This window comes from Corynebacterium guangdongense (genome assembly GCF_030408915.1).
In the GTDB taxonomy this organism is placed as follows: domain Bacteria; phylum Actinomycetota; class Actinomycetes; order Mycobacteriales; family Mycobacteriaceae; genus Corynebacterium; species Corynebacterium guangdongense.
Genome location: NZ_CP047654.1, coordinates 2,659,278 through 2,673,713, shown reverse-complemented (window position 1 = coordinate 2,673,713; position 14,436 = coordinate 2,659,278). Strand labels below are relative to the sequence as shown.

Below are 14,436 nucleotides of genomic sequence, written 5' to 3'. Positions count from 1 at the left end.
TGAGGATCTCCGCGCGAAGCCGCCGCGTGTCGACGCCCGCCCTCACCCGTGCAGCTCCCGTGCCAGCCCGAGCAACTCGGCGTCGCTGACCCCGGCCCGCACCACGGCCAGGTGGACGGCCACCGGCGGCCGGCCCGGGCGCGGCCAGGGAATCGAGATGGCGGCGGTGCCGGCGACGTTGGCCAGACTCGCCCAGGGCGACCATTCGGTCTGGGCGCGAAAATTCTCCGCCGGCGCGAGGGAGGAGAAGGCGCCGGTGGGCGGGGGGTCGCCGGCCAGCACCGGGGTGGCCAGGACGTCGACGTCCCAGTGGGCGGAGAGCATGCCCGCCAGGGAGTCGGCGTGGCTCCGGGCGTCGGCAAGCCTGCCCGGCGGGAGCGCGCGACCCTTCTCCCGCAGCCAGGCGGCGAGGTCCTCGGCCTGATCGAGGCCGGCCATTCTCGAGGTGAACAGGTCGGTGAAGTGGGCGAAGGTTTCCTCCGCCCGCGGCCACGCCCCGACGCCGAGGACCTCGTGGCCGGCGTCGGAGAGCGCCCCCGCCGCCAGGTCGAGGCCGTCCAGCCAGGCGGCGTCGACCGCCACGTCGGCAAAGAGCGGATCGGTGAGGACGCCGACGCGCAGGCGTCGTGAAGCGGGCCTGACGCCGTGCAGGAAAGCCTGGTCGGCGACGGTGGCGGTGATGAAGCCCTGGGCGGACAGGCCCTCGTGGGTGGGCATGAAGCCGACCGTGCCGGTCGCGGCGGCGGGCACGCGGATGGACCCGCCGCCGTCGGAGGCGTGGGCCGCGCGCACCAGCCCCCGCGCGACCATGACCGCGGCGCCACCGGAGGAGCCGCCCGGGGTGTGGCCCGGATAGAGGGGATTGTCCACCGCCGGCAGCCCGACCGGTTCGGTGTGGATGGTCAGACCGAGTTCCGGGACGGCGGACTTGCCGGGGATGACGGCGCCCTGGGCGAGCAGGCGCCGCAGGAAAGGGTCGGTGGCGTGCGCCATCCGGGTGCGGTGGGCGGAACCGTGGGTGGTGGGCATGCCGGCGACGTCGTAGAGATCCTTGGCCGGGATGAGCCAGCCGTCCAGCCGGCCCGACGCGGTCGCGCGCGCCCCGGGGTGAAAATGCGAGAAACCGTGCTCGGCGGGACTGAGCTCGGCGACGCGCGCGGCCAGAGAGTCGATCATGCGCACCACCTTAGGGCTGGATATGCTCGGATGTCATGAGCACCTCCGTCGCGTATCTCGGCCCCGCGGGCACGTTCACTGAAGCCGCACTCACCAGCTTCCACGCCCGCGGCGCCTTCGGCGACGCCGGGGAGGAGATCACCCCGATCCCCGTCGCCTCCCCGGCCGCGGCCCTCGACCGGGTCCGCGCCGGCGAGGCCGACTACGCGGTCGTCGCGATCGAGAACTCCGTGGACGGCGCCGTGACCGGAACCTTCGACGCCCTCGCCGATGGTGAGCGCGTCCAGATCTTCTCCGAACTCGAGCTCGAGATCGCCTTCGACATCATGGTCCGGCCCGGCACCTCGCTCGCCGACGCCACCACCTTCGCCACCCACCCCGTCGCCCACCAGCAGGTGCGCCACTGGTTGAAGGAGCACCTGCCGGCGGCGGAGTACGTCCCGGCCTCCTCCAACGCCGCGGCCGCCCAGCTCGTCGCCGAGGGCAAGGCCGACGTCGCCGCCGCGCCGGGCCGCGCCGCCGAGATCTTCGGCCTGGAGACCGTGGCCACCGGCATCGCCGACACGGTCGGCGCGCGGACCCGGTTCGTGGTCGTGGGCAAGCCCGACGTGCCCCCCGCCCGCACGGGAAATGACACCACGCTGATCGTCTTCACCCTGCCCAACACCCCGGGCAGCCTGGTCCACGCGCTGCAGGACTTCGCCCAGCGCGGCGTGTCCATGTCGTGGATCGCCTCGCGTCCGAACCCGGGCCACTACGGCACCTACCGCTTCTACGTCGACCTCGACGGCCACATCGACGACATCCCGCTGGCGGAGGCCCTGCGTGCCGTGTGGCTGCGCGTCGACGACATCACCTTCCTCGGCTCCTGGCCGGCCACCCACCCCTCCGAGCGAGAGGCTGAGCTGGCCGCCGACATCCAGCGCCTGCACGAGGCCACCGCCTGGGTCCAGGCGGCCCGCACCGGAAAGGACACGGATTAACCATGACCGGACGCATCATTCTCCTGCGCCACGGCCAAACCACCTCCAACGTCACCCACAAGCTGGACACCAGGGTCCCGGGTGCGGAACTCACCGAGAACGGGAGGGAGCAGGCGTACCAGGTGGGCCTCGAGCTGGCCGAGTACTGCGGCGCCCGCCGCGGCTCGATGGGCCGCATCCAGGCGATCGTGTCCTCGGTGGCGTTGCGCGCCCAGCAGACGGCCATGATCGCCGCCTCCGCGATCGAGGAGGTCACCGACCTGGGGCACCGATCGGCGGGCGTCGACGTGCGCTGGGGCATTCACGAACTCCAGGCCGGCATCTACGAGATGATGAACGACCACGACGCCCACCGGGCCTACGCCGAGGTCACCTTCGGCTGGTTCCACGGTGACCGCCAGGCCACCATTCCGGACGGGGAGAACCTCGACGGAATCCTGGCCCGCTATCAACCGGTCCTTGAGGAGCTGGCGGAGACGCACACCGACGGTGACGCCATCGTCGTCAGCCACGGCGGCATCATCCGCGTCGCCGCCACCCACGCCACCGGCACCGACGCGCAGTACGCGATGGACAGCTACCTCCCGAACTGCCGCTTCATCACCCTGGTGCCCAACGGCAGGCCCTTCGGGCAGTGGGAGCTGGAGCGCTGGGCGGACTATGACCTGCCCGAATAGGTGCTGGCCAGGCCCTCGCTGCACACCTAGCGCGCCGGCATCTCCTCCTTGGACGGGGACTGCGTCGTTTCCGCGCGGACGTCGCCGCCGTGGTGGTTCTCCCGACGCATGCGCTCCACTATGTGCGGGTAGTGCAGCTCGAAGGCCGGACGCTCGGAGCGGATGCGCGGCAGCGCGGTGAAGTTGTGGCGCGGCGGCGGGCAGGAGGTGGCCCACTCCAGGGAGTTGCCGTAGCCCCACGGGTCGTCGACGGTGACAACCTCGCCGTAGCGCCAGGACCTGAAGACGTTCCAGACGAAGGGCAGGAGCGACGCGCCGAGGATGAAGGCGAACGTGGTGGAGATCTGGTTGAACAGGGTGAAGCCGTCGGAGTCCAGATAGTCGGCGTAGCGGCGCGGCATGCCCATGTTGCCCAGCCAGTGCTGGATGAGGAAGGTGCCGTGGAAGCCGACGAAGGTCAGCCAGAAGTGGATCTTGCCCAGGCGCTCGTCGAGCATGCGCCCCGTCATCTTCGGGAACCAGAAGTAGACGCCCGCGAACACGGAGAATACGACGGTGCCGAACAGGGTGTAGTGGAAGTGGGCGACGACGAAGTAGGAGTCGTGCAGGTGGAAGTCCAGTGGCGGGGCGGCCAGCATGATGCCGGTCATGCCGCCGAAGAGGAAGGTGGCCATGAAGCCGACGGCGAAGATCATCGGGGTGTCCCAGGTGATGTGGCCGTTCCACATGGTGCCGGTCCAGTTGAAGAACTTCACGCCGGTCGGCACCGCGATGAGGAAGGTCATGAACGAGAAGAACGGCAGCAGGATGGCGCCGGTGGCGAACATGTGGTGCGCCCACACCGCCATCGACAGCGTCGCAATGGCCAGGGTGGCGAAGATCAGCCCGATGTAGCCGAAGATGGGCTTGCGGGAGAAGACCGGGATGACCTCGGAGATGATGCCGAAGAAGGGAAGCGCGATGACGTAGACCTCGGGGTGGCCGAAGAACCAGAACAGGTGCTGCCACAGGATGGCGCCGCCGTTGCCCGTGTCGTAGATGTGGCCGCCGAGGAGGCGGTCATAGAGCACTCCCATGGCGGCGGAGGTCAGCAGAGGAAAGATCATCAGGGCCATGATCGCGGTGACGAAGATGGTCCACGCGAAGACCGGCATGCGGAACATGGTCATGCCGGGGGCACGCATCGTGAGCATGGTGGTGAGCATGTTGATGGCGGAGGCGATGGTGCCGACGCCGAGCATGCCCACGCCGACAATCCACAGGTTCGCGCCGATGCCGGGCGTGTGGGTGTTGTCCGCCAGCGGCTGGTACATGGTCCAGCCGAAGTCGGCGGCGCCGCCCGGGGTCAGGAACCCTCCGAGGATGACCAGCCCGCCGAACAGCGTGATCCAGAAACCGAAGGCGTTGAGGCGCGGGAAGGCCACGTCCGGGGCGCCGATCTGCAGGGGGATGACGTAGTTGGAGAAACCCCAGACGATCGGGGTGGCGAAACCGAGCAGCATCATCGTGCCGTGGATGGTGAACAACTGGTTGTACTGCTCGTTCGAGAGGTACTGCAGGCCCGGGGTGAACAGCTCGGCGCGGATGAGCAGGGCCAACAGGCCGCCGACCGCGAACAGGGCGAACGACAGCACGATGTACATGATGCCGATGGTCTTGTGGTCGGTGGTGGTCAGCATCCGCCAGGCCAGGGAACCTGTGCGGGCGTCACCGGTGGGGCCGGGGCGTTCCGGGATTTGGTAGGACTCTATTCGGGGGGCGATAGCGGTCATGACTGCTCCAGACTGTGCGGCCAGTTGACGCTGCGACCAGCCCACGTGAGACAAGGATTGCTGATGCCGAGATAATTCTGACGATATACGTCACATTTCCTGTGTCTACGTCCGAAAGTATGATACTGGCGGCTCAGCCCCAGCCGAGGGCGTGGAGCTGCTCTTCGTCGATGCCGAAGTAATGCCCCACCTCGTGAAACACCGTCACCTCGACCTCGCGGGCCAGCTCCTCCTCAGTATGGACGACGTTCTCCAGGGCCCGCTTGTAGATCGAGATCGCGTCCGGAAGGTGGCCGCTGTAGTCGAAGGTGCGCTCGGTCAGCGCCACCCCCTCGTAAAGGCCGAGAATCGAGGGGTTGTCGGGGTTGTGCTCCTCCACCAGGAAGACGACGTTGCGCATCCGGCGCGCGAACTGCGCGGGGATTCGGTCGATGGCGTCGTCGACCATTTCGTCGAAACGCTCCTCGCTGACCCGGTACACCATGGCGGTTCTACTGCGCCCCGGCCAGCGGATCGCGCGGCGGCTGTTCCGCCGGCGGCTGGCCGTTGATGGTGAAATCCTCGCGGCCGGCGGTGGCGGAGCCCTTCAGCGTCGCGAAACCTTCCGGGGTGGCGAAGACCAGGCCACAGTTCGTGGAGTGCGAACCGCCGTTCCACGAGCTGGCGGGGATGTCCAGCCAGAACGGCTGCAGCGTCGACTGGTAGAGGTTCTCCTCCTCGCCCAGGTAGTCGATCGCGGCCTGGGTGCAGGTCTCCTGGAGATGGCGATCCTGGTCCTCCTCGGCGGGGACCCCGTCGGGGAACACGGGTGTCAGATCGACGATCGAGGTGGCCTCGATCTGGTGATCCTCCGCGCAATCGACGACGGTGATGGAGTTGGCGCCGTCGATGCGCATGCACTGGCCGGGCTCCGCGACGCGGGCCTGGTCGTTGGCGGAGATCGGCCCCACCGTTTCCTGCACGTTGCCCTGGGCGTCCGTGGACTGCACGCCGCACAGCAGGGTACGGTCGCCGGCGGCCCAGGCCTCCGGGGGCGGGAGGATCGAGGCGATGGAGTAGCGGCCGGTCGGATCGAAGCGGCCGTCGAGGTAGCGCATCGTCGACGTCTCGCACAGCTCCTCGCGCAGCTGGGCCTGCCGGGTCAGGTCGGGCTGCGGGGCCTCGGGGCCGAACTCGCTGGAGGGGTAGGCCCCGAGATCCTGCCGGGTGGACACCTCGAAGCGGTGGGGCTCGTCGCAGCTGGTGCGTTCGAAGTCGACGACCGAGCGATCCTCCTCCTTGAGCTGCCAGGTCAGGCAGGTGCCCGACTCTGCGGTGGTGAAGGGGGCGGCGTTGCCGGCGACGACGTCCCCGGCCCCGGAAACGCTGGACTGGCTGCTCGATCCGCCGGAGGTCGTGCTCTGCGACTCGGAGGCGACTGTCGTGGACCCGCCGCCGGCCCCCTCGGACTCGGCCACCCAGGAGTAGGAGCCCACGCCGACCGCGGAGGCGAGGGCGCCGATCAGGACGGCCATGGCCGCGGCCGAGCTGCGCCACCCGGGCGTGTGGTGCCGGGGGCGTTCGGTGGTTGCCGGGATGTCCGAGCTGTTGGTCGTCATAGTGGTTCCTAATTGTGCCCCGGGGGGCGAGATGTCACACGTCGGTCACGGGGAAATCAGACTTACTGGTTGTCAGGGTACTCACGGCTGATGGTCGAGTGCAGGCGATAGCGGTCGGAGCGGTACACGGAGGAGCACCATTCCACGGGTCTGGTCCCCGTCACGCTTCGGCGGATGACGTGCAGCAGGGCCACGCCGGGCTCGACGTCCAGGTGGCTCGCGGTCGAAATGTCCGAGTCCACGGCGGTGACGGTCTGATCGGCGGTGGTCACGGGCGCGTCGTAGTTCTCCTCGAGGATGGCGTAGACGGAGTTGTAGACGTCGTTCTCCAGCAGGTCCGGGGCGATGGCCACGTTGTACCAGGCGTCGTCCAGCGCGTAGGCCTGCCCGTCGCCGAGGCGCAGGCGGCGCAGGTGAATCTGCGGTTCATGGGGTTCGCAGCCGAAGAAGTTGACCACCTCGGGCGGCGCGATGGCCCGCTCGGACAGGAGGATGCGGGAGGCCGCGCTGACGCCCTGGGCGGCCATCTCCTGCGAGAACGAGGCGAGGGCCATGCGGCTGACCAGGGGGTTGGGCGCCACGAACGTGCCTTTTCCGCGGACGCGCCGGAGGCGCCCGGACGCGACGAGATCGCCGATGGCGCGCCGCACGGTGATGCGGGAGACCCCGTAGAACTCCTCCAGGGTGCGTTCACCCGGGAGCATGTCGCCGGGTGACAGCGCCGTGGTGCTCATTTCCTCCAGGATCGCCCGGAGCTGGGCGTGCTTGGGTACGGGTCCGTCCTCGATCGTGCGCACCGGCAGCATGGAGGTGTCGCTGCCGGTTGCGTTGCTCCCGGTCTGGTCAGCCCTGGTGGCGGGGCCGGGGGCGGTCGGGGAGGGCCCGGGGGAATCGGTGGACATGCCCTCCAGCCTAGTCCAGTGGTTATTACCAGGCCAAGGGCTGTGATAATCACCGGTGGTATTGGGTGCTCGTCGGCGTCGCACCACCACGGTTCGGGGCAGGAAGGTAATGTTGGCTGTGTGATTGACCTTAAATTCCTCCGCGAGAACCCAGACGTAGTCCGCGCCAGCCAGGTCACCCGTGGCGATGACCCCGCGCTCGTCGACGAGCTGCTGTCCGCCGACGAGGCACGTCGTGAGGCCATCGCCTCCGCCGACGCCCTGCGCGGCGAGCAGAAGGCCTTCGGCAAGAAGATCGGCCAGGCCTCCCCGGAGGAGCGCCCGGCCCTGCTGGAGGGCTCCAACGAACTCAAGGCCCGAGTGAAGGAGGCCGAGGAGAAGCAGAAGGACGCCGAGGCCCGCGTCCAGGAGCTGCAGTACTCCATCGCCAACATCGTCGAGGGCGCCCCGGCCGGCGGGGAGGAGGACTTCATCGTCCTCGAGGAGGTCGGCGAGCTGCCCGCCTTCGACTTCGAGCCGAAGGACCACCTGGAGCTGGGCGAGTCCCTCAAGCTCATCGACATGGAGCGCGGCGCCAAGGTCGGCGGCGCCCGCTTCTACTACCTCACCGGCGACGGCGCCTGGCTGCAGCTGAGCATCATGCTGCTCGCCGCGCAGAAGGCCCGCGAGGCCGGCTTCACCCTCATGATTCCGCCGGTCCTCGTGCGCCCGGAGATTATGCAGGGCACCGGCTTCCTCGGCAACCACGCCGACGAGGTCTACCGCCTGGAGGAGGACGACCTCTATCTGGTCGGCACCTCCGAGGTCGCCCTGGCCGGCTACCACAAGGACGAGATCATCGACCTCAGGGACGGCCCCGTCAAGTACGCCGGCTGGTCCTCCTGCTTCCGTCGGGAAGCCGGCTCCTACGGCAAGGACACCCGCGGCATCATCCGCGTCCACCAGTTCGACAAGCTGGAGATGTTCGTCTACTGCGACCCGGCCGAGGCCGAGGAAATGCACCAGAAGCTGCTGGGCATGGAGCGCGAGATGCTCGCGGCCATCGACGTGCCGTACCGCGTCATCGACGTCGCCGGCGGCGACCTCGGCGATTCCGCCGCCCGCAAGTTCGACACCGAGGCTTGGGTCCCGACCCAGAACACCTACCGCGAGCTGACCTCCACCTCCAACTGCACCACCTTCCAGGCCCGTCGCCTCAACACCCGCTACCGCGACGCCGAGGGCAAGACCCAGACTGCCGCGACCCTCAACGGCACGCTCGCCACGACCCGTTGGCTGGTGGCGCTGCTGGAGAACCACCAGCAGGCCGACGGCTCCGTCGTCGTGCCCGAGGCCCTGCGCCCGTTCGTGGGCAAGGACATGCTGGAGCCGAAGAACTAATGCGGTACCGCATCGCCGGCGGCCAGTTCCGCGTCCCCGCCGACCTGCCCGAGGTGGACAATCATCCGGTGGAGAGCGGGGAGCGCTTCTACAACGGGTTCGTCATCCGCGTGCTCAAGGCGGTTCTGCGGGCGCAGGGCATCGCCGTCACCGTCGTGGGCGCGGAGCACCTCCCGGCCACCGGCGGCGCGCTGCTGGCGATGAATCACACCGGTTACTACGACTTCATCTTCGGGGAGATCCCCGGCCACGTCCGCGGTCGCCGGCTGGTCCGCTTCATGGCGAAGAAGGAGGTCTTCGACACCCCCGTCGTCGGCGCGATCATGAAGTCCATGGACCACGCCTCCGTCGACCGCGACAAGGGCGCAAGCTCCGTGGAGGAGGCGATCCGGCGCTTGCGCGACGGCCAGATCGTCGGAATCTTCCCGGAGGCCACGATCTCGCGCTCCTTCGAGCTCAAGGAATTCAAGACGGGGGCCGCCCGGATCGCCGCCGGCGCCGGCGTGCCACTCATCCCGATGGTCACCTGGGGGTCCCAGCGCATCTGGACCAAGGGTCGGAAGAAGCACCTCGGCCGCTCCAACGTCCCGGTGTTCATCCACGTCGGCGCGCCGGTCGACACCTCCGGCACGCCGGAGGAGGCCACGGCGCGCCTGAAATCCGTCATGTCCGAGCTGCTCGCCGACGCCCGCGCCGCCTACGACGCCGAGTACGGCCCCTTCGAGGACGGACTCTACTGACGTCCGGCGTCCATGGGCGGCTCTGCCCCGACGTTGGCCGAGGCCGACGCCCTGGACGTCGAGTACCGGGCCGACAAGCGGGCCCGGCGCCAGGCGAAGGTCCGGGAGCGGCAGGCCCGCGAGGCGCGCCGGGAATCCGCCCGCAGGCGGGCGGCGAAGGCCGTCGAGAAGCTGGACCGCCGCGCCGACGCCGCACTGGGTAACGCCCGCGGCCTGCGCGACCGCATCATCCACTGGTGGCGGAAGTAGTGGATACCCCTCTGCTGGTGGCCAGCGACATCGACGGCACACTCGTCACCACCACCGACCGGGTGCCCGCCCGGCTCCGCGACGCCATCAGCCGCGCCACCGCCGCGGGCACTGAAGTCGCTCTGGCCACCGGCCGTCCGCACCGCTGGATCCACGAGGTCCTGGACCAGCTCACCATCCGCCCCGTATGCGTGACCAGCAACGGCGCCGTGCTCTACGATTCCAGCAGCGACCGCGTCCTGGCCTCGCATGTCGTTGAGCCGGAGGTCATGGCCGAAGTCCACGACGTGGCGACGACCGCGCTGGCCGAACACGGCGGCGTCACCATCGCCGCCGAACGGGTCGGCGTCTCCTCCTTCGACCCGCCGGAGGACGTGTTCGTCGTCGAGCCGGACTACAACCACACCTGGGAGGAGCAGGGCTTCGGCGTCCTGTCCACGGATGAGGTGCTCCACATGCCGGCGGTGAAGATGATCCTGCGCAACGACTCGCTGACCGCCGCGCAGATGTACGCGTTGATCCGCCCGCATGTCGACGAGTCCCACGCCCACATCACCTATTCGATGAACGAGGGTCTGCTGGAGGTCGCCGCCCCCGGCGTGACCAAGGCCCTCGGCGTCGCCACCCTGGCCGAGATGCACGGCGTCGACCGGAATCGCACCATCGCCTTCGGCGACATGCCCAACGACATCGAGATGCTCACCTGGGTCAGCCACGGCGTCGCGATGGCCAACGCCGCCGACCCCGTCAAGCGGGTCGCCGACGAGATCACCGGCACCAACAACGACGCCGGCGTGGCGCAGGTCCTGGAGCGCTGGTTCTAGACCGGTGTCCGATTCCGCACCGTGCGGAACGTGACCTGGGCTTTCGGTGGGGTGACCGCAGAATCGGGCACCGACCGTGCTGCAGATTACCTCGCTGCCCGCGTTTTCCCAGGTCGCGATCCCCTGCCCATCAACCCGAGCACCGCCGGGGCCCAGATCTGGCGCGGAGCGGCGCGGTCGTCGGCCATAATGGCACCCGTGACCTCCAGATTTCCTGAGCCCCTGATTATCGCGATCGACCAGGGTACGACCTCCACCCGGTGCGTGATCACCGACGGCGCCGGCGCGGTGGTCTCCTCGGCGCAGTACGAGCACCAGCAGATTCTGCCCCGGCAGGGCTGGGTCGAACACGACGCCCGCGAAATCTGGGCCAACGTCCGCCGGACCGTCACGGTCGCGATGGTGGAACAGGACATCACCGTCGAGGACGTCGGCGCGCTCGGGCTGACCAACCAGCGGGAGACCGCCGTCGTCTGGGACCGGGCGACCGGCGAGCCCATCCACAACGCGATCGTGTGGCAGGACACCCGCACCGCCGACGACGGGGACGCCCGGCGCTGGCTGGCGCGCACCGGACTGATGGCCAACTCCTACCCGGCCGGCCCGAAGATCGCCTGGATCCTCGATCACGTCGACGGCGCCCGGGAGCGCGCCGCCGACGGAGAGCTGCTGTGCGGGACCATGGACACCTGGCTGCTCTGGAACCTCACCGGCGGGGCCCGCGGCAACCCGGTCTACGCCACCGACGTGACCAACGCCTCGCGCACCCTGCTCATGGATCTGCGCACGCAGACCTGGGATCCGGAACTCTGCGAGGCGGTGGGGGTGCCGATCTCGATGCTGCCGGAGATTCGGGCGTCGATAGGCGAATTCGGCTCGGTCCGGCACCGCGGCCTGCTGGCCGGGGTGCCCATCACCGGCGTGCTCGGCGACCAGCAGGCCGCGTTGTTCGGGCAGGCCTGCTTCGCCGTGGGCGACGCCAAAAACACCTACGGCACCGGCCTTTTCCTGCTCCTCAACACCGGTGAGACGCCGCACCTGTCCGAGTCCGGGCTGCTCACCACGGTCGCCTGGCAGGTGGCGGGGCAGGCGCCGGTCTACGCTCTGGAGGGATCCGTCGCGGTGGGAGGTTCGCTCATCCAGTGGCTGCGCGACCAGCTCGGCGTCCTGCGCACGGCGGCGGATTCGGAGACCCTGGCGGGGCAGGTCGAGGACAGCGGCGGGGTCTATATCGTGCCCGCGTTCTCCGGGCTGTTCGCCCCGCGCTGGCGCCCCGACGCCCGCGGCACCATCACGGGGCTAACGCGCTTCGCCGACCGGCGCCACCTGGCCCGCGCAGCGCTTGAGGCGACGGCGCTGCAGACCCGGGAGGTCGTCCGCGCGATGGAGGAGGACTCCGGCGTGGCGCTCGAGCGGCTGCGCGTGGACGGCGGCATGGTCGCCAATGAACTGCTCATGCAGATCCAGGCGGACGTCCTGGGCACCCCGGTCGAAAGGCCCGCCAACGTCGAGACGACCGTCCTGGGGGCCGGCTATGCGGCGGCCGTCGGCGCGGGCTGGGCGACGCTGGACGACATCGCCGCCCGCGTGACCGTCGACCGGACCTGGGAATCGGCGATGGGGGAGGAGCGGCGACGCGCGCTCATCGACGGCTGGAACATCGCCGTGGCGGCCTCGTTCGGCCAGGCCTGACCCGGAGAGCCCGGAAAACACCGGACGCGGCGTGGGGAGGAGCTCCCCACGCCGCTGTGTTGTCCCGCTTAGGAGGACGTCCGGACGTCGACCTTGCTGGTGGCCGGGTCGAAGGAAATGTAGCCGCCCTGGAAGTCGACCCGGACCTTGCTGCCCTCGCCGGTGGCGTACTGGTCGCTCAGGGGCAGACCCAGGGTGCCCAGGTCGAGACCCTGCTGCAGCCAGGCGTCGGCGATCTCGCCCCAGACGGCGCGGGTGCCGACCTGCTCGGAGTCGACGATCAGGCCGTTCTCGAAGATCGCGAAGCTGAGGTCCTCGGTGGCCTGCGAGGCCAGCACGTCGGCGAGTGCGCCGAGCTGTGCGTCGCCCGTTTCCTGGGCGACGAGATCGCCGGTCGGTCCGCCGATGCCGGTGTGAATCTCACCGCTGACGCTGGCGCCGAGAACCGGGCCGGCGACCTCGGAGACCGCGGTGTACTTCTGCGAGATTTCCGAATCCGGGGCGAGCGCGGCGGCCGCGTCCGCGAGCCGGGCCAGGTCGGCGACGGTGAAGTTCTCGAAGATGGCCACCTCGCCGGCGTTCTCCGCGCCGCCCGGGAGGGCGATCAGCCCGTTGGCCAGCGCGTAGGTGAGGACGACGATGCCGATGGACAGACCGAGGCCCAGGGCTGCGCTGCTGTCGCCGGAGGAGGCGCGCACCAGGGTGTCCACGAGCTCGGCCGGGACGCCGGCCTGGGGAGCGGGATCGGAGCCGGAGTCGCCCGGGGCGGACGGGGTGTCCGGCGTGGCCGGGTTGGTGGTCGTTGTCCGGGGGGTGGTCGGCGAAGTGTGCAGCCCGCCCTTGATCGCGTTGTAGCGATCCTCGGCGACGCTGCGGATGGTGCCCATCTGACCGTAGAGGTTGTCGCCCGGGCAGGCGTTGTAGTGGAAGTCCCGGTGGGCGTTGATGGTGTTGAACATGTTGCCCTGGCCGGTGCCGTACTTGGAGCCGTTGAAGTAGAAGTCGGCCTGCAGCCAGGTCGTGTCGGTCGGGTCGAAGCCGTGGACGGCGGCCTTCCAGCCGGCCATCTCACCCATCGCCTGCAGACCCGCCTGGGTCGGGGCGGCGGTCTCGTAGTTGCCGAGCATGGAGATGCCCCAGGTGTGCTTGTTGAAGCCGCCGACGTGGGCGCCCTGGACGGACTTGTCGAGTCCGCCGTAGCGACCCTCGTAGATGTTGCCGTACTTGTCGACCATCGCGCCGTAGCCGACGTCCCGCCAGCCGAGCGTGACGGCGTGGTATTTGTAGATGCCGCGAACGATGCCCGGGGCCGCGGACTCGGAGTAGTTGTTGGAGCCTGCGGTGTGGTGGACCGTCACGGCCCTGGTCTCGGAGTCGTAGGTCGGGGTCCTGCCGCCGCGGTAGCTTTCATCCGCGCCCCACTGCGCGCGGGTGATGACCTGGGGCATGCCGTCGGTGTTGGCGACGTCGACGACGTTGTTCACGCCGCCGGTGGCGAAGCCCTCGGAGCCGTCCATGAGGACGACCTCGATGTCGGAGGCGCTGATGGCGCCGCCGGTCTCCGCGACCGGAGTGATGTCGCCGTAGTTGCTCGGCAGCGGGGCCAGGCCGCCCTCGGCCTGCGCCTCCTCGGCGGGTGCGGACTCTTCCGGGGCCTCGGCCATCTGCGCCTCCTCGGCGGGTGCGGACTCCTCCACGGGTGCGGCCTCGGCCGGTGCCTCCTCGGACGCCTGTTCCGGGTCGGTGTCCGGCAGCGGGATCTCCGGTCCGCCGACGCCGTCGTACTGGGAGTCCTCGGCTCCGGCCCCGGACACGACGTCGACGTTGCCGACGTTGACCTGGAGACGGGTGGTCGGCTCGATGTACATCATCTCGGTGCCGGTCTTGCCGTCGGCGCCGGTCATGTTCAGCGGTTCGGCGCCGTACCACTCTGACCAGGACCCGTCGGCCCGTTCGGCACGGACGTAGGTCGGGATCTGGGTGTCTCCGTGCCAGGTGAGGGCGAACAGGGAGATCGGTTCGTCGAGGGTGAACTCCTTGACGGTGCGCAGCGCGTCGCCCTCGCCCTGGGTGGCGATGGCGGCGTCGTCGACGAGCACGCTCTCGCCGGAATCGAGGGAGGTGGAGGTGGTGGAGACGTCGATGGGGCCGGACCCGAGGTCCTGGGTCTGGAGGATCTGGTTGCCGCCGAAGGTGGCGGTGGCGATGAGGGTGACGACGAGCAGGGTCGCCAGCACGGGGTTCATCCGCGCCCGGGTGGCCGCCCCGGCTGCGGAGATTCGGCGTCGTTGCTGCACGTGGTGCTCCTAAGTAAATCTGCGTTAAGTCACTGGCGGACTAGGAAAGGTCCAAACGTTGGGAAGTGTAACTTAATGGAGTGACAAATGGGGAGTGTGGGACAAATGTTACTGGGCGTGTCGTGTGTGGCGCAGGGGTTGCATGT

11 protein-coding genes and 1 pseudogene are annotated in these 14,436 nt (G+C 69.3%); 6 read left to right on the top strand and 6 right to left on the bottom strand.

Annotated features, from left to right (window positions below):
• Window positions 1-42: 42 nt before the first annotated feature.
• Window positions 43-1,176: an amidase gene (locus CGUA_RS12545; RefSeq protein WP_290196201.1), complete on the bottom strand. Its 1,134-nt coding sequence runs from the start codon at window positions 1,174-1,176 to the stop codon at window positions 43-45.
• A gap of 35 nt (window positions 1,177-1,211) precedes the next feature.
• Between CGUA_RS12545 and pheA the strand changes: the two genes are divergently transcribed.
• Window positions 1,212-2,159 carry a prephenate dehydratase gene (pheA, locus tag CGUA_RS12540; RefSeq protein WP_290196199.1) on the top strand — a complete coding sequence of 316 codons (948 nt, stop codon included), beginning with the start codon at window positions 1,212-1,214 and terminating at the stop codon, window positions 2,157-2,159.
• Window positions 2,160-2,161: 2 nt separating this feature from the next.
• Window positions 2,162-2,836, top strand: a complete 675-nt coding sequence (locus CGUA_RS12535) for a histidine phosphatase family protein (RefSeq protein ID WP_290196197.1) — start codon at window positions 2,162-2,164, stop codon at window positions 2,834-2,836.
• A 26-nt stretch (window positions 2,837-2,862) separates the two neighbouring features.
• On the opposite strand, the gene ctaD is transcribed toward CGUA_RS12535, so the two are convergent.
• The 4 genes from ctaD to CGUA_RS12515 all read right to left on the bottom strand — a co-directional run bounded on the left by ctaD (window position 2,863) and on the right by CGUA_RS12515 (window position 7,012).
• Complete coding sequence (gene ctaD / locus CGUA_RS12530) at window positions 2,863-4,608, bottom strand: aa3-type cytochrome oxidase subunit I (protein ID WP_290196195.1); 1,746 nt, start codon at window positions 4,606-4,608, stop codon at window positions 2,863-2,865.
• Window positions 4,609-4,741: 133 nt separating this feature from the next.
• Window positions 4,742-5,089, bottom strand: a complete 348-nt coding sequence (locus CGUA_RS12525) for a metallopeptidase family protein (protein ID WP_290198398.1) — start codon at window positions 5,087-5,089, stop codon at window positions 4,742-4,744.
• A gap of 10 nt (window positions 5,090-5,099) precedes the next feature.
• Window positions 5,100-6,206, bottom strand: a complete 1,107-nt coding sequence (locus tag CGUA_RS12520) for a septum formation family protein (RefSeq protein ID WP_374725051.1) — start codon at window positions 6,204-6,206, stop codon at window positions 5,100-5,102.
• Between the two features lie 62 nt (window positions 6,207-6,268).
• Entirely contained in the window at window positions 6,269-7,012 is a 744-nt protein-coding gene (locus CGUA_RS12515) for a GntR family transcriptional regulator (protein ID WP_290198396.1), read from the bottom strand.
• A 216-nt stretch (window positions 7,013-7,228) separates the two neighbouring features.
• Between CGUA_RS12515 and serS the strand changes: the two genes are divergently transcribed.
• The 4 genes and pseudogenes from serS to glpK all read left to right on the top strand — a co-directional run bounded on the left by serS (window position 7,229) and on the right by glpK (window position 11,993).
• Window positions 7,229-8,488 carry a serine--tRNA ligase gene (gene serS, locus CGUA_RS12510; RefSeq protein WP_290196193.1) on the top strand — a complete coding sequence of 420 codons (1,260 nt, stop codon included), beginning with the start codon at window positions 7,229-7,231 and terminating at the stop codon, window positions 8,486-8,488.
• Window positions 8,488-9,477 (top strand): annotated as a pseudogene (locus tag CGUA_RS12505) (lysophospholipid acyltransferase family protein). The gene serS and the pseudogene CGUA_RS12505 overlap by 1 nt, the downstream one beginning before the upstream one ends.
• Window positions 9,465-10,301 carry an HAD family hydrolase gene (locus tag CGUA_RS12500; RefSeq protein ID WP_374725050.1) on the top strand — a complete coding sequence of 279 codons (837 nt, stop codon included), beginning with the start codon at window positions 9,465-9,467 and terminating at the stop codon, window positions 10,299-10,301. The pseudogene CGUA_RS12505 and the gene CGUA_RS12500 overlap by 13 nt, the downstream one beginning before the upstream one ends.
• 198 nt (window positions 10,302-10,499) lie before the next feature.
• Window positions 10,500-11,993: a glycerol kinase GlpK gene (gene glpK, locus CGUA_RS12495; RefSeq protein ID WP_290196188.1), complete on the top strand. Its 1,494-nt coding sequence runs from the start codon at window positions 10,500-10,502 to the stop codon at window positions 11,991-11,993.
• 68 nt (window positions 11,994-12,061) lie between these two features.
• On the opposite strand, the gene CGUA_RS12490 is transcribed toward glpK, so the two are convergent.
• The gene (locus tag CGUA_RS12490) at window positions 12,062-14,290 is read right to left on the bottom strand and encodes an N-acetylmuramoyl-L-alanine amidase (protein ID WP_290196186.1); all 2,229 of its coding nucleotides are present in this window, start codon (window positions 14,288-14,290) and stop codon (window positions 12,062-12,064) included.
• Between the last annotated feature and the right edge of the window lie 146 nt (window positions 14,291-14,436).